A 21442-nucleotide genomic window follows, 5' to 3' on the forward strand; every position below is an offset into this window, starting at 1 on the left:
CCCCGTGACCCGACGGTTAATGTCTGAGCGGGCCCCCGTCGGATCGGCGCTGATCCGCTCCCGCGATCACTCTGACGTGCGGCCCCGGTCCAGGAGTTCCGCGCCGGCCGATTTCACCTCGTCCAGCAGCAGCCGCAGGTCCGCGTCGGTGGTGGCCGGGTTCAGCAGGCAGGCCCGCAGCATCTCCTGCCCGCGGTACACCGCACCCGTCACGAACACCCGGCCGCGCTGCTGGACCGCCGCCGGCAGAAGGGAGTTGAGCCGCTGCACGGCCTCCTCGTCCAGCCCGGCCGGACGGAACCGGAACGCCACGATCGACGTCTCCACGGGGGCCAGCAGCTCCAGCTCCGGGTCCTGCTCGACCCAGGCGCCCAGTCGGCGGGCCTGCCCCGTGCAGTGCGCGATGTCGCGGGCCACGCCCGAGCGGCCGCGGTGCGCGATCGACGCCCACACCTTCAGCGAACGGAACGGGCGGGTCTGCTCGGTGCCGTACTCCGAGAACCAGCCCAGGCCGTCCGCGTCCTCGTCCCGCAGGTACGACGGCACCAGGCTGAAGGTGCCGCGCAGCTCCTGCGCGTCCCGCACCAGCGCGCAGCCGCAGTCGACCGGGACGCCCAGCCACTTGTGCGGGTCCAGCGCGAGCGAGTCGGCGCGGTCCAGCCCCGCGTAGCGGTGCGCGATCCGCGGGTCGAGCACGCCGAACGCGCCGTACGCGCCGTCGACGTGGAACCACAGGCCCTCCCGGGCGGCCAGGTCCGCGATCGGCTCGAACGGGTCGACGGCGCCGGTGCCGACCGTTCCCGCGGACGCCACCACCAGGAACGGCAGCCGGCCCGCCGCGCGGTCCTCGGCGATCGCCGCCTCCAGGGCGTCCGGGCGCAGGCGGCCGTCGGCGTCCGAGGCCACCACCCGCAGGTGCTTCGACCCCAGCCCGAGCAGCTCCGCCGCCTTGCGCACGCAGCTGTGCGCCTCGCCCGTGACGTAGCCCACCAGCGGGGGCATCCCCGCGAGGCCGTCCTCGCGGACGTCCCACCCGGCGCTGCGGGCGGCGCGGTCGCGGGCCGCGGCGAGGCAGACGATGGTCGCCATCGAGGTGCCGGAGGTCAGCAGACCGCCGCCCGCCGGGTGCGGGAAGCCCACCAGCTCGGCGATCCACCGCACCACGGCCCGCTCCAGGTGCACGTCGGCGTGGTCGCCGCCCGCGGAGCTCGGGTTCATCGCGGACGCGGCCAGCGTGGCGAGGACGCCGGCGGGCTGCGGCGCGGAGTTCACCCACCCGAAGAACCGCGGGTTCCCGTTGCCCATGGGGTGCGGCATGATCGTCCGCTCGACGGTCTTCAGCAGCTCCTCGAAGCCCACCCCGTCCTCGGGCAGCGCCAGCTCCAGCAGCGCGGAGCGCTCCGCCGGGTCCATCGGCTGCCACACCGGCCGCGAGGGCAGGGCGTCGAGGTAGTCGGCCACCAGCTGCGCGGTCGCCCGCGCGGCACTTCTGAAGTCGTCGTTCATGAGACCGGATGGTACGCGCGGCCCCTTCGCGCCCCCCCGGGCCGTCCGCCGGCCGACCCGGCCGGTAGATTTTGAACGCGTTCAATGTCGAGGGGGGAAGTCGTGGAGCAAGCGAACACCGGCGCACGGCGGGTACCGGGAGCCGCCCGGGCCCTGGCCGCACTGGCGACGGCCTGCACCGGGCCGGCCCTGGTGTGGTGGTTCGGGAACGTCCGGGTCTTCTGGCAGCCGCTCCTGGTCGGGGCGGTGCTGACGCTCCTGCCGCAGGTGGCCCGGCGGGCGCGGGCCTTCCGGGTGATCTGCTGGACGGTCGTCGGCCTGCTCCTGGTCGTCCAGCCCCCCGGCATCTGGTTCGGCCTCTTCCTGCTGCTCCCGGCGGGCCTGATGCTGGCGACCGCCGGGGCGCGGGCGAACAGCGAGGGCAGCGCGGCGACCGTACTGCTGGCCGCCCTGGCGCTGGCCGGGTCCTGTGCCGTGCTGTTCGCCTAGCGCCGCCGGGGTTGCGGACGGGCTCCGGGCGGCGGGTCAGTCGAGGGTGCTCGACAGGCCGCCCGCGGAGCGGCAGTAGCCCTGGATCTCCTTGTTGGTGATCTTGTCGCAGAGGCGGCCGGCCGCGCCGTTGTCGGTGTAGTTGACGGTGTAGTAGCTGACCAGGCCCTGGGCGCAGGCCTTGCGCTGCCAGGCGTCCTTCGCGGTGGCGCACTGCTGGGCGGCCCAGTCCTCGCGGTCCAGGTTGTACTTCATGGTGCGTGAGCCGACGCCGCGGGAGCAGTCGTTCGCGCCGCCGCTGGCCTGGGCGTTCAGGCACCACTGGAGGGCCTGGGAGAAGGCCTCGGGGTGATTGGCGTAGTCGTGCGAGGAGAGGAAGTAGGTGGGGGCGTAGAAGAAGCAGGCGGACTGGTAGAGCGCGGGCTGCTCGGGGCAGGGGTAGAGCGGTTCGGCGGCGAGCTTGTCCGCGGGGAGGTTGGCCTTGGCCTTCTCGTCCTCCTCGTCGGGCGCGAACAGCTGCATGAAGACGCCCTCGGAGCAGGTGATGCGGCGGCTCTCGGAGGGGAACTTGTTGCACAGGTCGCGGGCGGCGGGGATGTCCTGCTTGGTGACGAACATGATGCCGTGGCCGACGCCGTGGATGCAGGGGCCCTTGTTGGACGGGGCGCACAGGGTGAGGATGTCGTGCTGCGGGTCCTTGGAGTTGGCGAGCATCTCCTCGACCGCGCCGTGCAGGTAGCCGGCCGCGCAGGTCTCGTGCGGGAACGAGATGACCTTCTGGAAGTCCTGGTGGTAGCGCTGCACCGCGGCGTGCCCGAGCTCGTGCGCGATCGGGTGGCAGAACCGCACGGTGTACGGCTTGTCCTTGGAGATCCTGTCGAGGTCGGCGAGGGCGACGCCGGGGTCGGCGGCGTCCATCTCGGCCATCAGCTTGTTGCGCAGCGTGGAGCGGGTCCACACCGCGGGGTCGCCGGTGGGGGAGGGGGCGGCGGTGGCCGGCGCGGGCGCGGTGCGGCCCGGGGTGCCGCCGGCGGCCGGGGCGACGGCGGCCGTGGCGGTCTTCGGCGTCCAGTCGGTGACCAGGACCGAGCCGAGGCCGAGCGCGCCCAGCAGGACGGCGGTGACGACGGCGAACACACGCGGTTGCATGACGGACGGTCCCCCTGTGATCGACACGGACAGTACGCGGCCCATCCTGCGGGGTGACCGCCGGAAACCCCGGACGGGACACCGCCGTCGGACGCAAGTGCCGGGCCACGATCACCCGAACACCGTCTGCACACCGTCCTTCAACGACGGCCTCACATCATAGGTGCGCCCCCTGCTCACCCGTTCGGCCGACGTCCCTCACTACGCGCCGTGCGGCCGATCGGTTGCGCCGGGCGGACCGGCGGTTCCGGGGCGCCCGGAAACCGACGGCCCGTCGGATCGGAGGTGCCGGACGGGAACCGTGCGGCCCGGGCCGGGTCAGGGCGTCGCGAGGAAGCGGGCGACGGCGGCGGACTCCGCCGCGATGCCCTCGGCGAGGCCGGCCGCGTCCGCCGGGTCGAACAGGGTGGCCTCGGCGCGCTCGCGGCGCCAGGCCCAGGTGCCGCGGGCGAGGCCGTCGGCGAGGACGGCGGCCCGGATCTGGCCGCCGCCGGGCCGGACCCGCTTCTCGTCCTCGGCCGGCACCGCGAGGGCCGAACTGCGGTGCGCGACCAGGTAGTTGTCGTACATCGGCAGCAGTCGGACGTCGGGCGCCGGGCCGGGGGCGGCGTCGAGTTCGTCGGCGCGGTCGGCGGGCAGCGCGCAGTCCTGGTCGCGCACCCGGACGGGCAGCAGGTCGAGGGAGCGCCAGGCGCGGCGGGCGGCGGTGGCGGGCAGGCCGGACCAGCCGGCGAAGTCCTCGGGGGCGGCCGGGCCGTGGGCGCGCAGGTAACGGCGGGCCAGCGCGGTGACGGCGGCCTCGCCGTCGGGGCCGTCGGGGGCGTCCGGCAGCCAGTCGGAGAGCAGGACGAAGGTGGCGTCGCCGTCGCGCTCGGGGCCGAAGCAGATCCGGCCGCGCAGCGCCGCCCGGCGGATCAGGTGGAACGGGGCCTGGCCGTCCGCCGGGAGTCCGGCCGCGGCGAACCGCTGCGTCAACTCGGCGCGGGTGGACGGGCCGTGGGCGGCCAGGGTGTCGGCGATCACGGTCTCGGCCCGGTCGCACAGCTCCTCGTCGAGGCCGAGTTCGCGGTGGCGGCGGGCGCTCAGGCGCAGGAACTGCGGCCCGAGCAGGGCGAGCAGCCAGCGCAGGTCGGCGGTGGTGACGGTGTGCAGGGTGCCGCGCAGGAGCCAGCTCCGGACCAGGGTGCGGTCCGCCTCCAGCGCGCGCCGGAGGTCCGCCGCGGCGAGCCCGCCGGTGCGGACCCGGACGCCCAGCGCCCCGGCCCTGGCGTCCTGGGCCTGGATGCCGACGACCCGTTCGACGGCCTCGTCGGCGGTGCGGAAGCGGACGCCGGCGCCGAGGCCCTGCCCGCGGGCGCGGAGGGACCGCACCAGGTCGTCGTCGAGCAGCGGTGAGTGCATGCGCTCACCGTACCGACGCGGCCGTTGCGAGGGCGTGCGGTCGCGATCCTGCCCGAAATCGGGCAAGATCTTTGGCAAATGGACACTTCACGCCTAGGCTCCCCGATCGTGCCTGTCTCACCGCACCCTCATGAGGACCTGCTCGCCCATCTCGCCCGGACCACAGCGCTGGCCCCCGGGGAGGCGGCGCGGGTCGTCGCGGAGGTGCTGGCGTACTTCTCCGAGACCACGGAGGAGTACGTGCGCCGCCGTCACGGTGAGTTGCAGGCCAGGGGACTGACCAACGATCGGATCTTCGCCCGGATCGGTGCGGAGCTGGCCGTCCGCCGGGTCGCCGCGCCGGAGCTGTCGGCGCGTCAGCTGCGCCGGATGGTCTACGGCTGACCGCCGCCCGTCCCCGAGTCCACCCGCAGACCCACGAACCTCAGGAGTCCACGCCCATGTGCGGAATCGTGGCCTACATCGGCCCCAAGGACGCGTCCCCCTTCCTGCTGGAAGGCCTGCAGCGACTGGAGTACCGGGGATACGACTCGGCGGGCGTCGCGGTGATCGCCCCCGCCACCAAGTCCGTCCCGGCGAAGCTGAAGGTGTGCAAGGTCAAGGGCCGGGTCGCCGACCTGGCGGCCGCGCTGCCGGCCCGGTTCAAGGGCGGCGCCGGCATCGGCCACACCCGGTGGGCGACCCACGGCGTGCCGTCGGACGCCAACGCGCACCCGCACACCGACAACGAGGGCCGGATCGCGGTGGTGCACAACGGCATCATCGAGAACGCCGACGAGCTGCGCGCCAAGCTGGCCGCGGACGGCGCGCTGTTCCGCTCGGAGACCGACACCGAGGTGCTGGCCCACCTGATCGCCGCGCACCGCGCGGACGGCGGCGAGCTGGAGGACGCGGTGCGGGCCGCGCTGAAGCTGGTCGTCGGCACCTACGGCATCGCGGTGCTGGACGCCGAGCAGACCGACCGGATCGTGGTGGCCCGCAACGGCAGTCCGATCGTGCTCGGCATCGGCGAGAAGGAGATGTTCGCCGCCTCCGACGTCTCCGCGCTGGTCCGCTACACCCGGCAGGTGGTGCACCTGGAGGACGGCGAGCTGGCGACGGTCCGCGCCGACGGCTTCCGGACCTTCACCGAGGACGCCCGGACCGTCACCCGGCAGCCGTCCACCGTGGACTGGGAGATCGGCTCCTACGACACCGGCGGCTACGCGCACTACCTGCTGAAGGAGATCCACGAGCAGCCCGGCGCGGTCGAGCGCACGCTGTCCGGCCGGCTCGACGAGCGGTTCAGCACCGCGCACCTGGGCGGGCTGAACCTGGACGCCCGGGAGCTGCGGGAGATCCGCCGGGTGAAGATCCTCGGCTGCGGGTCGGCGTACTACGCGGGCGAGATGGGCGCGCAGCTGATCGAGGAGCTGGCCCGGATCCCCGCGCACTCCGAGCCGGCCTCCGAGTTCCGCTACCGCAACCCGGTGATCGAGGCGGACACCCTGTACGTGGCGGTCAGCCAGTCCGGCGAGACCTACGACACGCTGGCGGCCGTGCAGGAGATCAAGCGCAAGGGCGGCCGGGTGCTGGGCGTGGTGAACACCGTCGGCTCGGCGATCGCCCGCGAGTGCGACGGCGGCATCTACCTGCACGCCGGGCCGGAGATCTCGGTCGCCTCCACCAAGGCGTTCACCTCCACGGTGGTGGCGTTCGCGCTGCTGGCCCTGCACTTCGGCCGGATCCACGACCTCTCGCCCGCCGACGGCCGCCGCATCGTCGCCGCGCTGAAGGCGCTGCCCGAGCAGATCCGCGACATGCTCGGGCAGGAGCGGGAGATCGAGAAGCTCGCCGCCGAGTACGCGCAGAGCCAGGGCATGATGTTCATCGGCCGGGTGCGCGGCTACCCCGTGGCCCGCGAGGGTGCGCAGAAGCTCAAGGAGATCTCCTACGTGCACGCCGAGGCGTACCCCGCCAGCGAGTTGAAGCACGGCCCGCTGGCGCTGATCAGCCCCGAGCTGCCGACCGTCGCGCTGGTGCCGGACGACGAGCTGCTCGACAAGAACCTCACCGCGCTCGGCGAGATCAAGGCCCGCTCCGGCCGGGTGCTGGCCATCGCCCACCGTCCGATCGAGGCGCGGCTCGCGGACCACTGCGTGGTCGTCCCGAAGAGCGAGCCGGAACTCGACCCGCTGCTGCTCAACATCCCGCTCCAACTGCTGGCCTACCACGCCGCGGTGGCCCTCGACCGGGACGTCGACAAGCCGCGCAACCTCGCCAAGAGCGTCACCGTGGAGTGACCCGACGGCGGAACGCGGACGGAGGCGGGCGCCCGCGGGCGCCCGCCTCCGTCGTGCGTGACGGGGCGTCAGGCCCCGCGCCGCGCCCACAGCGGGGTGATCAGGAGGATCAGCACGGCGGCGGCGCCGATCTGGAAGAAGTGCCGGATCCAGTCGATGCCGCCGGTGTCGGCGACGCCGAAGGCGCCCGCCAGCGCGTTGCCGATCAGGCCGCCGACGATGCCCAGCAGGACCGTCAGCCAGAGCGGAATGGGCTGGCGGCCCGGAATGACCAGCTTCGCCAGCAGGCCGATGACCAGACCGGCGATGATCGCCCACAGGATCGTCATGCTTCCTCCTCGGTTCGGGATGCGCGCCGCTCGCGGAGCGGCACGGCCGTCAGTGCGACACCGCCCGCCTACCCCGCGATCGCCCGTCGATGCCTGACGGCCCGACGGGTGACGGGCCGCCGGCCGGGCCCTACGGGCTGACCGCGAGGACCAGGTACGCGCCGAGGATGGCCAGGTGGACGCCGCCCTGGAGCGGGGTGGCGCGCTTGGGGATGACGGTGAGGGTGCCGACGGCGACCGTCAGGGCGAGCAGGATCATGTGGTTGGCGCCGAGGCCGAGTTCGAGCGGCCCGCTCAGCCAGGTGGAGGCGATGGCGACGGCCGGGATGGTCAGGCCGATCGAGGCGAGCGCCGAGCCCAGCGCCAGGTTGAGGCTGATCTGCACCCGGTTGCGGACCGCCGCCCGGACCGCCGCGATCGACTCCGGCAGCAGCACCAGCAGCGCGATCACCACGCCGACCACCGCGTTCGGCAGGTCGGCCGCGGCGACGCCGCGCTCGATGGTGGGGGAGACGCCCTTCGCCAGGCCGACCACCGCGACCAGGGCGACGGAGAGCAGCGCGACGCTGAGCAGCGTCGTCCGGAGCGACGGCGGCTCCGAGTGCTCGTCCATCGGGTCGACCACCTCGCCCGCCGGGGTGACCGGCAGGAAGTAGTCCCGGTGACGGACCGTCAGGGTCGAGACGAACAGGCCGTAGATGACGATCGACGCGCCCGCGGCGAACGCCAGCTGGGTGGCGGAGAACTGCGGGCCCGGCTTGGAGGTGGTGAAGGTCGGCAGCACCAGGCTCAGCGTGGCCAGGGTGGCGATCGCGCCGAACGCCGCGCCGGTGCCCTCCGCGTTGAACACCGCCACCCGGTACTTCAACGCGCCGACCAGGATGGACAGTCCGAGGATCCCGTTGCAGGTGATCATCACCGCCGCGAACACGGTGTCCCGGGCCAGGCCCGCGCTCTTGTCGCCGCCGTCCGCCATCAGCGTCACGATCAGCGCCACCTCGATGATGGTGACCGCCACCGCCAGCACCAGCGACCCGTACGGCTCGCCCACCCGGTGGGCGATCAGCTCCGCGTGGTGCACGGCGGCCAGCACCGACAGCGCCAGCGCGCACGCCACCAGCGTCACCACCGGCCACGGCAGGTCGCGGTGCCAGGTGGCCAGGAGCAGCAGGAACGCCATCACCGGGGCGACGGTCGTCCACTGCAGGTAGTGCGGTCGCTCGGAGGAAGCCATACGGCCGAGCTTCGCAGATGGCACCCGCACGGCCCGGAAGTGACACTCGTGGCGGTGGTCACGATGAACGGTGACGGACAGTCAGGAGCGGCGCGATGGTCGGACGGCGGACGGTACTGGCGGTGGCCCTCGGACTCGCGGCGGGATGCGCGCGGCCGGCGCAGCCCGGCGGGAGCCCGGCAACGACCGCCGCACCCCGGTCCGCCGGGGCCGAATCCGCGTCCGGGGCCGAGCCCGGGGCCGGGTCCGTATCCGGGTCCGGGTCCGCATCCGGGTCCGGGCCCGCGACGTTCGCGCCGCCGGGCCGGGAGGAGGAGGCCGCCCGGTACGCCGGGCAGCGGCCCGAGCAGTGGGGCACCGACCTGCCGGGGGTGGTGGCGGACGTCCCGGGCGGGGCCCTGGCGCTGACCTTCGACGCGTGCGGCGGGCCCGGCGGGGACGGGTACGACGCGGCGCTGATCGACACGCTGCGCCGCCACCGGGTGCCCGCCACGCTGTTCCTGAACGCCCGGTGGATCGACGCCAACCCCGGGCCGTTCGCCGAGCTGGCCGCCGATCCGCTGTTCGAACTCGGCAACCACGGCACCGCGCACCGCCCGCTGTCCGTCACCGGCCGCTCCGCGTACGGCATCACCGGGACCGCCGACGCCGGAGCCGCCTACCGGGAGGTGGCGGACAACGCCGCGAAGCTGGCCGGGCTGCTCGGGCGGCCGCCGCGCTGGTTCCGCTCCGGGACGGCGCACTACGACGAGATCGCGGTGCGGATCGTCGGCGACCTGGGCGAGCGGGTGGCCGGGTTCGCGGTGAACGGCGACGGCGGGGCGACGTTCGACGCCGGCCAGGTCGCCCGGACGGTGCTCGCGGCGCCGCCCGGAGCGGTGGTGATCAGCCACCTCAACCACCCGGACGCGGGCACCGGCCCCGGCTACGCACAGGCCCTGCCCCGGCTGCTGGACGCCGGACGGCGTTTCGTCCGGCTGTCCGACTGACGGCCCGTCACACCACCGTCACACCGCAGGCGTGTCCAGCTCGTCCAGGCTGCGCAGGCCGCGCACCCGGGAGCAGAGCAGCACCGCCGGGGCCACCGCGGTCAGCGCGCAGGCCGCCCACAGTGCGGTGCGGGCCCCCCACAGCGAGGCCGCGGAACCGGCCAGCACCGCGCCGACCGGGATCGCTCCCCAGGACACGAAGCGAACGGTGGCCATCACCCGCGGCAGCAGCTCGGCGGGCACCGTGGACTGGCGGTGCGTCCGGGTGACGATGCTCAGCACCACCACGCCCGCCGCGAACCCCGCGTTGCCGACCGCGAACAGCAGCAGTCCCGGCCCGGCGGTGGCCATCGGCATCAGCATCGCCAGCGCCGCACCCACCACCGGGGCCAGCAGCAGCGTCCGGGCGCTGCCCAGCCGCGAGCCGAGCCGAGGAGTGAGCGCCGCACCCAGCAGGCTGCCGATCCCCTCGGTGGCCATCAGCACGCCGACCACGCCGGCCGGGGCCCCCAGGGTGCGGACCAGGAACACCGGGGTCAGCGTCATCAGCGCGCCGCACACGAAGTTCACCGAGGTCGCCATCGCCACGCACGGGCCGACCACCGGATGCCGGGTGACGTACCGCCAGCCCTCGCCGATCTGCGCCGCCACCGACGGCACCGGGCCCGGTGCCGTCCGGTCGGCCGACGCCGCCCGGGGCAGGGTGCGCAGCAGCGCCGCCGACAGCAGGTAGCTGACCGCGTCGGTCACCAGCGCGGTGGCCGCGCCCAGCAGTTGGACCAGTGCGCCGCCGACCGACGGGCCGGCCAGCTGGTTCACCGCGTGCGTCCCGGAGGTCAGGCTGTTGCGGGCGGTCAGCTGCTCGCGCGGCACCACGGTCGGCAGGAAGGTCGAGTTCCCGACGTCGAACACCACGCTCGCCAGGCTCACCACCAGGGCCACGACGCCCAGTTGGACCAGGCTCAGGGCGCCGAACGCGGCCGCCAGCGGCACCGAGCCGATCGCGGCGGCACGCACCAGGTCCATGGCGATCTGGGTGCCGCGCAGCGGCAGCCGCTGCACCAGCACCCCGGCGGGCAGGCCGATCAGCAGCCAGGCGACGAAGCCCGCCGCCGTCACCAGGCCGACCTGGAAGCCGCCGGCGTGCAGGACGGACACGGCGGTGAGCGGCAGCGCGACGGAGGTGACGGCGTCGCCGAGCCCGCTGACCGCCGAAGCCGACCAGTAGCGCCAGAACGCCGACGCGGACGGCACGGCGGCCACCGGTGGTCGGGTGCCGGTCTCGGTGGTCGTGCTGGACATGGCGCCCCCGTCGGTCGAGCGAGTGGATTCCGGATTCCGCAGCGGGTGCCGAGCGGAACCGAGTGAGTTCCCTTGGGGAACTCACTATGGAGCAGCGAGGACGCAAGTGGCAAGGTGGTTCCATGCGCTACACCGACGTCGGCGACACCGACTGCTCCATCGCCCAGGCGCTGTCCGTGGTCGGCGACTGGTGGACCCTGCTCCTGGTGCGCGACCTCGCCGGCGGCACCCACCAGTTCGACGCCCTGCACGAAGCCCTCGGCATCAGCCGCAAGGTGCTCACCGCCCGGCTGCGCTCACTCGTCGAGGACGGCGTCGTCGAGAAACGCCTCTACCACGCGCACCCGCCGCGCTACGCCTACCACCTGACCGAGAAGGGCTGGGGCCTGCTGCCCGTCCTGGTCGCCCTCCAGGACTGGGGCGGCCGGCACCTGCTCGGCGACGGCACCCTCACCGCCACCGCCGAACCCGACTCCGCCGAGGCCCGCCGCGTCCACGCCCTGATCGGCACCCGCGTCCCCGAACTCGCCCTGCCCGTCGCCTCCGCCGAGCCCCATCCGCACGCCGCCGACCCCGTCGGCGACACCCCCTGGACGGTGCTGTACTGCTTCCCCGGCGCGTACGCCCCCGGCACCCACGGCCACCCGCCGGACTGGGACGAGATCCCCGGCGCCGTCGGCTGCACCCTGGAGTCCTGCACCTACCGCGACCGCCTCGCCGACTTCACCGCCCGCGGCGCCACCGTCCACGGCGTCTCCACCCAACGCCCCGACCAGCAAGCCGCGTTCGCCGCCCACCAGAACATCCCGTTCCCGCTCCTCTCCGACGCCGCGCTGCGCTTGACCGGCGCCCTCCGCCTCCCCACCTTCCGCGCGGGCGGCGCCGAACGGCTCAAGCGACTCACCCTGCTGATCGACGCCGACCGGACGGTACGCGGCGTCCTCTACCCCGTCCCGGACCCGGGCGGCTCGGTGCAGGACGCGCTCGCGCTCATCGACGCTGCGGCGGACGCTGACTGACGGGACGCCAGGGTGTTCGCACCGTGGCCAACGATGTTGCGGCGGACCGGAATTGACGGTATGTCAGTCGACCGGGTGGCGGGCCCAGCGGTGGAGCAGGAGGGAGGTCAGGGCGGCGAGGGCGCACCAGGTGGAGAGGAAGGCCAGGCGCCAGAGGAGGGCGCAGGCGAGTGCGCCCAGGGCGATGGTCGTGCCGAGGCGGCGTAGGCGGGGGTCGCCGGAGGAGAGCAGCGGGCCGATGGTGGCGGCCAGGTAGCCGATGAGCAGCAGGGCGGGGGCCGGGACGCCGATCGCGTAGGTGAGGGTGTGGCCGTGCCGGTGGGCCGTCACCGGGTGGCGGGCGAGTGCGACGGCGAGCGGGACGGCGACGGCCGCGCCCAGTGCGGTGAACCAGGCGGCAGAGCGGCGCCGCGTCGCGCACCACACCGCCGCCGGGACGTACACCGGAAGCAGCGGCAGCGCGATCACCGCCCACAGGGTGGTGGCCCACGGCAGACCCCACCAGACGCCCGCCTCGATCAGCTGGTGGACGCCCAGCAGCAACGGCAGTGCGGCCAGCGGCAGTCGGCGCCCCGGGCCGGCGCGCAGCACCGCGGCGACCCCGACCGCCGAGACGGCGCTGCCGACGATCAGATCGGCCCCGGCGCTCCAGCACACCCGGCCAGCGTACTGACCGCTCCCCGCGATCAGTACGACTGAAGCTCGATCAGCGTGCCCTGCGGGTCGCGCAGGTGGGCGCTGCGCAGCGTCGGCCCCCACTCCGGGCGGTCCGCCGGCGGTTGCACGGGAGTCGCCCCGTGGGCCAGGCAGAGCGCGTAGCCCGCGTCGACGTCCGTGACCCGGCAGACGAACATGCCGGTGTCGGTCGGGGGAGCGTCCGCGGGCGCCGGGGGAGTGCCGAGGGTGGCGGCCATCGCGGCCCGGTCGAAGAGGGCGAGGAGGCCCTCGCCGTCCACGTCCCAGTTGGCGTACGGGCCGGCGGCCGTGCCCTTGACCAGGTGCGCGCCGAGCAGCGGCGGCAGGACGGCGTCGTAGAAGGCGAAGCAGGCGGCGAAGTCGGCGACCAGCAGGCGGGGGTGGAGCGCGTCCACGGCGGATCCCTCCGAGACGAATCGTGGGTGTGGACCCACTATAGGTCGGCACCTACCATGGACGCCATGGCCGACCCCACCGAAACCCCGCCCGCGCTGCTGGAGCTGACGACCTATCTGCTCTCCAAGGTCGGCAAGGACGCCCGCAACCGGCTCGCCGAACTCCTCGCCGCCGACGGGCTGCGCCTCCACCACCACGCGGCGCTCGCCGCCCTCGCCGACTTCGGACCGCACACCCAGCGCGACCTGGCCGTCCGCCTGCGCCTCGACCCCAGCGACCTCGCCAAGGCCGCCGACCAACTCGCCGCCGCCGGCTGGCTCGACCGCACCCGCGACGCCGCCGACCGCCGTCGCCTCACGCTCTCCCTCACCCCTGCCGGGGCCGCCCGCCTCGCCGACCTCGACACCCTGGCCCGCGAGGTGCAGAACGACGTCCTCGCCCCGCTCGCCCCGGCCGAACGCGCCACCCTGCACGGGCTGTTGCTGCGCCTGCACAGGTAGCCGACGGCCTCGGTGCGACGCGGCGCGGCGACGGCGAACAGCCGCCAGCGTCCCGAATCCCTGCCGAACTCTGCTGTCTCGCGCGGGAGTTGCCCGCTCGGGGCATCGGGGGTGCGGGTGCGCCGGCCCCCTGCGGTGGCCGGCGGGGCGGCCTTGCTCGGCGCAGGCGCGGCGAACTCCCGGCTCGTGCAGGGGAGTCGCCCGCCCCGGCGGCTCAGGTCGAGGTCAACTCCTGCCGTCGGGCGCGGAGTCCGCGGTCGCCGGGGCGTCCTCGACGGTGCCGTCGTGCAGGGGGATGACGCGGTCGGCCCGGGCCATCAGGGCCGGGTCGTGGGTGGCGACCGGGCGGTGACCTGCCGGGAGCGGACCAGGGCGCGGAGGAGGTCCATGACGGCGAGGCCGGTCTCGGAGTCGAGCCGGCCGGTGGGCTCGTCCACGATGATCGGAGCGGGGGCGTTCGCCGGCGCGCGGGCGACGGCGACGCGTTGCTGCTGGCCGCCGGAGAGTTCGGTGGGCCGCTGGTCGGCGCGGTCGGCCGGGCCGGCCAGGGCCGGCAGGGTGCGGACCCGCTCCTCGCGTTCGGCGGCGGGCAGGTTGCGCAGCCGCATCGGGACGCCGACGTTCGCGGCGGCGGTGAGCCTCGGCAGCAGGCCGAAGGACCGGAAGACGAAGCCGATCCGGCCCCGGCGCGGCGCCGGCCGGCCGGTCTCGTCGGGGGCGGACAGGTCGCTGCCGTCCAGGGTGATCCGGCCGCTGGTGGCGGTGTCGAGCCCGCCGACCAGGTTGAGCGGGGTGGTCCTGCCGGAGCCGGACCTGCCCTTCGGGGCCGGTGAGTTCGCCGCGGGCGGAGGTGAACGAGACCCCGCGCGGTGCGTGCACCGTGCGCGGTCCGGCGCCGGAGCCGCGCCACCGATCCTCGACCACCGCCATGGCCGAATGTGTACCCGTCAACTCCGTTGTCGCCCTTGGCAGTCCGGTGCGAAGCTGCACGATTCTGCTCCCGGGCAACCCGGTTCACGCAAGACCCTTCCCCTTCGTGTTCGACTCTGACAGAGTCGTCCGCTATCCGGTACAGGGTGGCCGGAACGGGGGGAATGGATCATGCTCGGCTTCGTCCTGCGTCGGCTGCGCGGCCAACTGCCGCTGGCGGCATCGGTGCTGTTCACCGTACTGATCGCCACCACAGTGCTGACCACGCTGGTGGCGTTCGACCGGACGGTGGCCGAAGCCGGCCTGCGGCGAAATCTGGACGGCGGCAGCCGGGTCGGCGTCCTGCTGGCCGCGGACCACGCGCTGGACGCCAGGACGGCGGACGACGCCGGCGCCGCGGCCCTCGGCGCCGAACTGTTCGACGGACTGCCGGTCACCGCCCAGTCCCTCGCCCGCAGCCGCTCCTACGGCCTGCCCGGTCAGGCCGGGCCCGCCCGCGAGGTGGACCTGACGGTGCTCGCCTCGCTGGACCGCACCCGGGTCCGGCTGACGGCCGGCCAGTGGCCCACCGCCGACCCGGCCGGCGGCGTGCAGACCGCCGTACCGCAGAGCACCCTGCCCCGGCTCGGCCTGACCGCGGACGCGCTGCCCGCCCGGGTCACCCTCGCCGACCGGTACGGCGGCGCCCCGCTCACCGTGCGGATCACCGGCGTCTACCAGGTCGCCGACCGGGACTCGCCCTACTGGCGGCTCGACCCGCTCGGCGGACGCGAGATCCAGGTCCGCGGCTTCACCACCTACGGGCCGATGCTGGTCGACGACGGCGCGTTCACCGCCGGCCTGCTGCCGCAGGGCAGCCGCAGCACCCTGCTGACCGCCGACTTCTCCGCCGTCGACCCGGAGCGCTTCGACCGGGTCCGCGCCCGCGCCGCCCACCTGGCGGACCTCGCCAAGCAGTACAGCCCCGGCCTCCAGCCGCAGACCGAACTGCCCGCCCTGCTCGACGAGTTGCACTCGGCGACGCTGGTCGCCAAGTCCAGCCTGCTGATCGGCGCGCTGCAACTCGCCGTCCTGGCCGGCGCCGCCCTGCTACTGGTGGTGCACCTGGTCGCGGACCGCCAGTCCCGGGAGAACGCGCTGCTCGTCTCGCGCGGCGCGACCCGGCGCCGACTCGCCGCCTGGACGGCTCTCGAAGCACTGCTGCTGGCCCTGCCCGCCGCCGTCCTCGCCCCCCTGCTCACCGGGCCGCTGCTGCGCCTGCTGACCACCCGCGGCCCGCTGGCCGGACTGCCGCTCGACCACACCGACACCGCCGTCCGCCGGCCGGTCGCCGCGCTCGTCGCACTGGCCTGCGTGCTCCTCGCCGTGCTGCCCACCGTGCTGCGCCGCGACGGCGGACGGGTGGTGACGCGCCGCCAGGCCGTCGTCAGCACCATGGCCCGCTCCGGCGCCGACCTGACCCTGCTCGCCCTCGCCGTCGTCGCCTACCAGCAGCTCGCCGCCCGCACCGGCGGCCTCTCCGCGGACTCCGCGGGGCAGTTGGGCATCGACCCGGTACTGGTCGCCGCCCCCACCCTCGCCCTGTGCGCCGGAACCCTGCTGGTGCTGCGCCTGCTGCCGTTCGCCGCCCGCCTCGGCGCCCGACTGGCCGCCCGCGGCCGCGGCCTCGGCCCGGCGCTCGGCGGCTGGCAGCTGGCCCGCCGCCCCGGCCGGGCGAACGGCCCGGTGCTGCTGCTGGTGCTGGCCGTCGCCACCGGCGTCCTCGCCCTCGGCCAGCACGCCGCCTGGCGCGACTCGCAGCACGACCAGGCCGACTTCGCCTCGGCCGGCGGCCTGCGGATCCAGGGCTCCGCACTGCCCCCGCTCGGCCAGGGCGGCCGGTACACGACCCTGCCCGGCGGCGACCGGCTGCTGCCCGTCGCCGCACTCGACCAGTGGCTCCCCGGTGAGAAGCGCGGCCGGGTCCTGCTCACCGACACCACCCGTGCCGCCGCCGAACTGCACGCCAGGCCCGACCTGTTCGACAACCGGCCGGTCGGCGCGCTGTTCGCGCCGCTGGCCGAACCGCAGCCGCCCGGCCTCCGCCTGCCCGGAAAGCCCGCCCGGATCGACCTGACCGTGGCCGTCCGGGTCGACGACCGACCCGCCGCCGAGGCCCTCCCCTGGACGCCGCCCCTGGCAGCACCGGACCTCTGGCTCCAACTGCGGGACGGCACCGGAGCCGGCTACCGCATCCTGGTGCCGCAACTCCCGGCCCGCGGCGAGACCGCCGTCTCGGTGGACCTCGACAAGCTGGCCGCCGCCCCGCTCGGCTCGGTCGCCGCCCCGCTGACCCTGACCGGCATCGAGCTGATGTACGGCGCCAGCTCGAACGAGAACGGCAGCGAAGTGACCATCCGCCACCTCGCCGTCTCCGACACCGCGAACGGCCCGGCCGCGCCCGTCGCCGCACCCGCCGGCAGCTGGACCGGCACCGGCGCCCCGGTCCAGGTCACCAGCGCCCCCGCCGAGGACCGGCTGGTCACCGTCGCCTACACCCCCGCCGCCCCCGACGGCCAAGACCGCCGCGACGGCAAGCACGCCCTGGTGCTCGCCCCCGGCGGCACCCCGTCCGGCCCCGAGGTCAAGGCCCTCGCCACCCGCGGCTACCTGACCGCCGCCGGCGGCAAGGTCGGCGACCTGATCAAGATCCAGCTCGGCAACACCACCCTGCCCGTCCGCATCACCGACGCCGTCGAGGCGCTGCCCGTCCACGGCGACACCGCCCTGCTGCTCGACCTGGCCACCACCCACCGGTGGCTGAACGACCGCAGCGCCGACCTCCCGCCCGTCACCGAATGGTGGCTGCCCGCCACCGGCCCCGACGACCGCACCCCGGCCGAAGCCGCCGCCGCCCTGCGCGCCGGCCCCACCGCCCAGCAGCTGACACTCCGTGAGGAGGACGCCGCCGCCCGGTCCACCGACCCGCTCAGCGCCGCCCCGCAGAGCGCCCTGGCCGCGCTGGCCGTGGCCGCCGCCGTCCTCGCCACCATCGGCTTCGCCGCCGCCGCGGCCGCCTCCACGGGCGAACGGGCCGCCGAGTCCGCGATCCTGATCGCCCTCGGCACCCCCCGACGGCTGCTGCGCCGGACCGCCGCCGCCGAACAGGTCGTGCTCGTCGGCATCGGCACCGGCGTCGGCCTGCTGCTCGGAACTGCCCTGGTCCACCTGGTGGTGCCGCTGGTGGTGCTCACCCCGGCCGCCCGCCCGCCGACGCCCGACGTCCTGGTCGGCCTGCCCCTCGGCCAGGTCCTCGCCCTGGCGGCCGGAACCGCCGCGCTGCCCCTGCTGTCCGCCTTCCTGGTCGGCGGACGCCGCCGGGACCTGGCCGCCCGGCTCCGGTTCGTGGAGGACAAATGAGCACCCCCGCCCCCTGGATCCGCACCAGACTGCGCACCGCGCCGCTGGCCGCCCTGCTCACCGCCGCCCTGGCGCTGACCGTGGTCTTCCTCGCCGCCGCCCTGCCCCGCGCCCAGGACCGGGGCGCGGACCGCGCCCTGCACAGCTTCCTGCGCGCACCCGGCCCCACCGCCACCAGCATCAACGTCACCGCCGCCGTGCCCAAGGACGGCGACCCGGTACGGCAGTTGGACGACACCCTCGCCCGACTCACCGCCGCCGTCGGCCCGGTGCTCCCGATCGACCCCAGCGGCCCGGTCTCCGGACGCCGCGGCACCCTGCCCCGCTCGCTGGGCGACCCCACGCTGGCCCGCCCCGACGGCGTCGCCCCCGAGATCGCCGTGCAGTACCAGCGCGGGACGACCGACCACGCCCGTCTGACGGACGGTCAGTGGCCCGGCGCCGCCGCCGACGACGAGCCCGTCCCGGTCGCCCTCTCGGCCTCCGCCGCCCGGACCCTCGGCATCAAGCTCGGCGCCGTCTACGACGGAGGCAGGTCGGTGCTCGGCCGCGGCCTCGTCCCGCCGCCCCGGCAGATCCGGGTGGTCGGCCTGTACACCGTCGACGACCCCCGGGACCCGTACTGGGACAACCTCGGCTGCGCGGTCAGGAGCTGCCTCAACCTCACCCCCAGCAGCGGCCCGTCCGACCCGCCGGAGCTCTACTGGTACGCCGTCGCGATGACCGGCCCGCAGACCATGGCCGCCGTCGGCTCCTGGGGCTCCGGCAGCGAGGACTACTGGCGACTGCCCGTCCGGATCGACGCCCTGCGCGCCGACCGCCTCCAGCAGACCTCCTTCGACCTCGCCACCGTCACCAACGGCCCGATCGCCGTCAAGGTGACCACCGGCCTCGGACGCTCCAACGTCCGGATCACCACCCAGCTGCGCACCCTGATCGACAACGCCTGGAAGCGGCAGAGCGCCATCGACTCGCTCGCCTACGTCGGCCCGGCGGGCGCGGCCGGCGTCGCCGCGGTGGTGCTCTGCCTCGCCGCCGCGCTCACCGCCGAACGGCGCACCACCGAACTGCGGCTGCTCCGGGCCCGCGGCGGCTCCCTCCTCGGAACCGGCGGGATCGGCCGACTGCTGCTCGGCGAAGGCGCGTTGACGGTGCTGCCCGCCGCCGCCCTCGGCGCGCTGCTGGCCTTCGCCCTGCTGCCCACCCCGCGCTGGCTGCCCGCCGCCGTCGCCGCCGGCTCCGTCACCCTGCTCGCCCTGCTGGCCTTCCCGGTCCGCGCCGCCCTGCTGCTGCGCGACCGGCCCCACAACGGCCGGCCCGGCCGCCGCCGCCTGATGGCCGAACTCGCCGTCCTCGCCGCCACCGCAGGCGCCGCCACCCAGGTCGCCCGGCGCGGCGTCGCCCCGCAGGGCGAAGGCGTCGACCCCCTGCTGGTCGCCGCCCCGCTGCTGCTCGCCCTCACCGGCGCCCTGCTGCTCGCCCGCCTCCAACCGCTCCTGATCGGACTGCTGGCCCGCTGGGCCGCCCGACGACCCGGCGCCATCGCCTTCCTCGGCCTGACCCGGGCCGCCCGCGGCAGCGGCCGGAACGCCCGGCCCTCGGTGCTGCCACTGCTCGCCCTGGTCCTCGCCGTCACCTGCGGCGCGATCGGCGCCACCGTCCTCGCCTCGGTGAAGGCCGACCGCGCCGGGATCGCCCGCTACAACATCGGCGGCGACGCCTCGGTCGCGGCCCGCCTGGACAGCACCCTGCCGGAGGCCTTCCTCACCGCCGCCGACCGGCTGCCCGGCGTCCGCACCGCACTGCCGGTCTGGATCGAGGACGACGTCACGATGTCCATCGGCAGCGGCAATTCGGTCCGCGTCAACGTGGTGGTCGCCGACCCCGCCAAGTACGCCGAAGTCGCCCGGACCGCCGGGCGGGGCCGCTTCGACCCCGCGGTGTTCGCCAACGCCCCCGGCAACCGGGTGCCCGCCCTGGTCAGCAGCGACCTGCCGGAAGGCGACTTCGAACTCCGCCTCGGCGGCGGCGAAGCCGTCCCGATCCACACCGTCGGCACCTCCGACGGCACCCCCGCGCTGAACGGCGCGGTCGGCGTCAACGTCCTGCTGCCGCTCGGCCCCGCCACCGACCTGCTGCCCCGACTCGGCGGCCCCGACAAGTGGATCGCCACCGGCACCGTCGACGACGCCCGACTCCGGGCCCTCGCCGAGCAGTTCCTCGGACCGGCGGCCACCGACAGCAAGGCCGGGCACCAGGTGCGGACCACCGCCGGCGAGGCCGCCGCCATCGGCGCCGACCCGCTGCAGACCTCCGCCGAGCGGATGTTCTGGGTCTCCGTCGCCGCCACCGCGCTGTTCGCCCTGCTGTCCGTCCTGCTGACGCTCCTTCGGGCCGGACCCGAACGCGCCGCCACCCTGGCCCGGCTCCGCACCATGGGCCTGCGGCCCCGGCAGGGCCTCGCACTGATCCTCGCCGAGGTGCTGCCGCAGGCCCTGGTCGCCGCCCTCGGCGGGGCCCTGACCGCCGTCGGCTGCGTCCTGCTGATCGGCCCGGCCGTCGACATCGCCCCCCTGGTCGGCGCGGCGAACCCGACCGGACTGCGACTCACCGCCGCACCCGTCCTCCAACAGGCCGTCGGCCTCGCCCTGCTGATCACCCTCACCGTGCTCGCCGAGACCGCCGCCACCGCCCGCCGACAGATCACCACCGAACTGCGGGCCGGAGACACCCGATGAGCACCCCGCCCACCACCGCGCCGCCCGCGCCGGCCGGGACCGCGCGTGCCGTACGTCGGCAGCTCACCACCGAGCGACGAGCAGGAGACACCCGATGAGCACTCCGCCCCCGAGCCTGGACGAACTGCGGGCCAGGGCCCTGGCCGCCAGCGCGCCCCGCACCGTCCGCGCCGACCTGGCGATCAGCTGCGAACGGCTGGTCCGGATCTTCAGCACCGACGGCATCGAGGTCCAGGCCCTCCAGGGCCTCGACCTGACCGTCGACCGCGGCGACCTGGTCGCCCTGGTCGGCGCCTCCGGCAGCGGCAAGTCCACCCTGCTCAACATCCTCGCCGGCCTCGACACCCCCACCGCCGGCACCGCCACCGTCGCCGGCAGCGACCTGCTCGCCATGACCCCCAAGGACCGGCTGCGCTACCGCCGCGACACCGTCGGCTTCATCTGGCAGCAGACCGCCCGCAACCTCCTGCCCTTCCTCACCGCCGCCCAGAACATCGCCCTGCCCATGCAACTGCGCTCCGGGCACCGCGCGGCCAAGCAGCGGCGCGCCCGGGTCACCGAACTCCTCGACGCCCTCGACATCGGCCCCCTCGCCGACCGGCGCCCCGCCGAACTCTCCGGCGGACAGCAGCAGCGCGTCGCCATCGCCGTCGCCCTCGCCAACGACCCCGCCGTCCTGCTCGGCGACGAACCCACCGGCGAACTCGACTCCGACACCGCCACCGGCATCTTCGAGGCCTTCCGCACCGTCAACCGCGAACTCGGCACCACCGTCGTCCTGGTCACCCACGACCCCATGGTCGCCGGCGAGGTCCGCCGCACCGTCGCCATCCGCGACGGCCGCACCAGCAGCGAAGTCCTCCGCCGCACCGTCACCGACGAACACGGACAGGAGACCGTCACCGAACGCGAGTACGTCATGCTCGACCGCACCGGCCGGGTCCAACTCCCCGCCAAGTTCCTCACCGCCCTCGGCATGGAACACCGGGTCGCCGCCGACCTCGCCGCCGACCACATCGCCCTCCGCCCCGACGACGCCGACTGACCCCGCGGCCCGCCCGTGCCCGGGCCGGGGCCGCGGGC

General features: G+C 75.1%; 17 protein-coding genes and 1 pseudogene. 9 read left to right on the plus strand and 9 right to left on the minus strand.

The features are described from left to right. Positions 1 to 66 precede the first annotated feature (66 nt). The gene (locus ACFV1L_RS32060) at positions 67 to 1506 is read right to left on the minus strand and encodes a pyridoxal phosphate-dependent decarboxylase family protein (RefSeq protein WP_380372671.1); all 1440 of its coding nucleotides are present in this window, start codon (positions 1504 to 1506) and stop codon (positions 67 to 69) included. 102 nt (positions 1507 to 1608) lie between these two features. Here ACFV1L_RS32060 and ACFV1L_RS32065 point away from each other — a divergent pair, with 102 nt between their 5' ends. Next, positions 1609 to 1995: a hypothetical protein gene (locus ACFV1L_RS32065; RefSeq protein WP_380372674.1), complete on the plus strand. Its 387-nt coding sequence runs from the start codon at positions 1609 to 1611 to the stop codon at positions 1993 to 1995. A 36-nt stretch (positions 1996 to 2031) separates the two neighbouring features. On the opposite strand, the gene ACFV1L_RS32070 is transcribed toward ACFV1L_RS32065, so the two are convergent. Beyond that, positions 2032 to 3144, minus strand: coding sequence for a hypothetical protein (locus ACFV1L_RS32070; protein ID WP_380372676.1), 1113 nt, complete (start codon positions 3142 to 3144; stop codon positions 2032 to 2034). 318 nt (positions 3145 to 3462) lie between these two features. Continuing rightward, positions 3463 to 4545, minus strand: a complete 1083-nt coding sequence (locus ACFV1L_RS32075) for a winged helix DNA-binding domain-containing protein (protein WP_380372677.1) — start codon at positions 4543 to 4545, stop codon at positions 3463 to 3465. 78 nt (positions 4546 to 4623) lie between these two features. On the opposite strand from ACFV1L_RS32075, the gene ACFV1L_RS32080 reads away from it, so the two are divergent. Together ACFV1L_RS32080 and glmS are read left to right on the plus strand one after the other, a co-directional pair. Next, positions 4624 to 4929: a hypothetical protein gene (locus ACFV1L_RS32080; protein WP_380372680.1), complete on the plus strand. Its 306-nt coding sequence runs from the start codon at positions 4624 to 4626 to the stop codon at positions 4927 to 4929. Between the two features lie 56 nt (positions 4930 to 4985). After that, positions 4986 to 6827: a glutamine--fructose-6-phosphate transaminase (isomerizing) gene (gene glmS / locus ACFV1L_RS32085; protein WP_380372683.1), complete on the plus strand. Its 1842-nt coding sequence runs from the start codon at positions 4986 to 4988 to the stop codon at positions 6825 to 6827. Between the two features lie 68 nt (positions 6828 to 6895). Here the strand turns inward: glmS and ACFV1L_RS32090 are convergent, their stop codons facing one another. Both ACFV1L_RS32090 and ACFV1L_RS32095 read right to left on the minus strand, forming a co-directional pair. Then, entirely contained in the window at positions 6896 to 7156 is a 261-nt protein-coding gene (locus tag ACFV1L_RS32090) for a GlsB/YeaQ/YmgE family stress response membrane protein (RefSeq protein WP_380372686.1), read from the minus strand. A 130-nt stretch (positions 7157 to 7286) separates the two neighbouring features. Then, the gene (locus ACFV1L_RS32095) at positions 7287 to 8390 is read right to left on the minus strand and encodes a calcium:proton antiporter (protein ID WP_380372688.1); all 1104 of its coding nucleotides are present in this window, start codon (positions 8388 to 8390) and stop codon (positions 7287 to 7289) included. A gap of 371 nt (positions 8391 to 8761) precedes the next feature. Here ACFV1L_RS32095 and ACFV1L_RS32100 point away from each other — a divergent pair, with 371 nt between their 5' ends. Further along, positions 8762 to 9379: a polysaccharide deacetylase family protein gene (locus ACFV1L_RS32100; protein WP_380372690.1), complete on the plus strand. Its 618-nt coding sequence runs from the start codon at positions 8762 to 8764 to the stop codon at positions 9377 to 9379. 18 nt (positions 9380 to 9397) lie between these two features. Here ACFV1L_RS32100 and ACFV1L_RS32105 read toward each other — a convergent pair whose 3' ends face one another. Beyond that, on the minus strand, positions 9398 to 10681 hold the full coding sequence (locus tag ACFV1L_RS32105) for an MFS transporter (RefSeq protein ID WP_380372693.1): 1284 nt from the start codon (positions 10679 to 10681) through the stop codon (positions 9398 to 9400). Positions 10682 to 10803: 122 nt separating this feature from the next. Here ACFV1L_RS32105 and ACFV1L_RS32110 point away from each other — a divergent pair, with 122 nt between their 5' ends. Further along, entirely contained in the window at positions 10804 to 11700 is an 897-nt protein-coding gene (locus ACFV1L_RS32110; protein WP_380372696.1) for a winged helix-turn-helix transcriptional regulator, read from the plus strand. A 63-nt stretch (positions 11701 to 11763) separates the two neighbouring features. Here ACFV1L_RS32110 and ACFV1L_RS32115 read toward each other — a convergent pair whose 3' ends face one another. Beyond that, entirely contained in the window at positions 11764 to 12357 is a 594-nt protein-coding gene (locus tag ACFV1L_RS32115; protein ID WP_380372699.1) for a DUF6629 family protein, read from the minus strand. Between the two features lie 29 nt (positions 12358 to 12386). Further along, positions 12387 to 12791: a VOC family protein gene (locus tag ACFV1L_RS32120; RefSeq protein ID WP_380372702.1), complete on the minus strand. Its 405-nt coding sequence runs from the start codon at positions 12789 to 12791 to the stop codon at positions 12387 to 12389. A 66-nt stretch (positions 12792 to 12857) separates the two neighbouring features. Between ACFV1L_RS32120 and ACFV1L_RS32125 the strand changes: the two genes are divergently transcribed. Then, positions 12858 to 13292: a MarR family transcriptional regulator gene (locus ACFV1L_RS32125; RefSeq protein WP_380372705.1), complete on the plus strand. Its 435-nt coding sequence runs from the start codon at positions 12858 to 12860 to the stop codon at positions 13290 to 13292. Positions 13293 to 13517: 225 nt separating this feature from the next. Here the strand turns inward: ACFV1L_RS32125 and ACFV1L_RS32130 are convergent. Further along, positions 13518 to 14222, minus strand: a pseudogene (locus ACFV1L_RS32130) (ATP-binding cassette domain-containing protein). 171 nt (positions 14223 to 14393) lie between these two features. On the opposite strand from ACFV1L_RS32130, the gene ACFV1L_RS32135 reads away from it, so the two are divergent. From ACFV1L_RS32135 to ACFV1L_RS32145, 3 genes are all read left to right on the plus strand, one after another. Then, positions 14394 to 17621 (plus strand): FtsX-like permease family protein, encoded by a 3228-nt coding sequence (locus ACFV1L_RS32135; protein ID WP_380372708.1) that lies wholly within the window; start codon positions 14394 to 14396, stop codon positions 17619 to 17621. Next, on the plus strand, positions 17618 to 20359 hold the full coding sequence (locus ACFV1L_RS32140) for a hypothetical protein (protein ID WP_380372711.1): 2742 nt from the start codon (positions 17618 to 17620) through the stop codon (positions 20357 to 20359). Before ACFV1L_RS32135 ends, ACFV1L_RS32140 begins: the two co-directional genes overlap by 4 nt. A 94-nt stretch (positions 20360 to 20453) precedes the next feature. Then, complete coding sequence (locus ACFV1L_RS32145; RefSeq protein WP_380372714.1) at positions 20454 to 21404, plus strand: ABC transporter ATP-binding protein; 951 nt, start codon at positions 20454 to 20456, stop codon at positions 21402 to 21404. Positions 21405 to 21442: the final 38 nt, after the last annotated feature.

It is taken from the genome of Kitasatospora sp. NPDC059646, from assembly GCF_042734615.1.
In the GTDB taxonomy this organism is placed as follows: Bacteria; Actinomycetota; Actinomycetes; order Streptomycetales; family Streptomycetaceae; genus Kitasatospora.